Origin of the sequence: Bartonella refiksaydamii, assembly GCF_902652675.1 — a bacterium.
Taxonomy (GTDB): Bacteria; Pseudomonadota; Alphaproteobacteria; order Rhizobiales; family Rhizobiaceae; genus Bartonella; species Bartonella refiksaydamii.
Map to the genome: position 1 here is coordinate 1 of NZ_LR736394.1, position 928 is coordinate 928.

General features: G+C 38.0%; 1 pseudogene. It reads left to right on the forward strand.

Annotated features, from left to right (window positions below):
* Positions 1–928, forward strand: a pseudogene (locus tag GQO39_RS08955) (hypothetical protein); the annotation flags it as partial.

Sequence of the window (928 nt, forward strand, 5' to 3'; positions counted from 1 at the left end):
TTGGACTCCCCCTAGCTTTAAGGTCAAGACTGCTAAAGAAGATGGTGAAGAAGAAGAAACAGTTTATAATAATGTAGCAGATGCGTTTGCAGGAGTTGGTTCTTCTATCACGAAAGTTCAGAATAAAATCACCAAAGAAATCACTAATGTGATTACAAAAGTAGAAGGTGATAGCTTTGTCAAACAAGAAGATGCAACACATCGTATCACCATTGGAGCAGAAGCAGAAGGCAATGAAATCAGTCTTAAGAATACGAAAGATGAAAGTCGGAAACTTTTAGGTCTTGCAGATGGTGATGTTTCTGATGGTTCAACGGATGCGGTTACAGGTGGTCAACTTTATTCACTGAATGAGCGGTTTGCTAGCTATTTAGGTGGTGGTGCTGGATATAATGAGGAGACAAAAACATGGGAAGCACCTCTCTTTACAGTTAAGACAGTTAAGGCTGATGGCACCTCTGAAGATGAGACTTATAATGATGTAGCGGCTGCTTTTTCCGGTGTTGGTAATTCTTTCACAAATGTTAGTAATGAAATTACTAAGGTTCAAAATGAGATTAAAACTGAAATTACTAATCAGATTACCACAGTAAAAGGTGATAGTCTTGTTAAGTGGGATGAAGATAAAAATCTAATCAAGATTGGAGCAGAAGCAGAAGGCAATGAAATCAGTCTTAAGAATACGAAAGATGAAAGTCGGAAACTTTTAGGTCTTGCAGATGGGATGATTGGTGCATCTTCCAGTGAAGCAGTAACAGGTGGTCAAATTCATACGATAACCCAAGATTTGGCAAAGGTCTTAGGTGGAGATATTGTATTTAATGGTACTACTTTTACACAGCCAACCTATAAGTTATCTGAAATTTCTACGACAGGTGAGGTAAAAAAAGAAGGCAAAAGCTTTAGTGATGTTGGTAGCGCTTTTTCT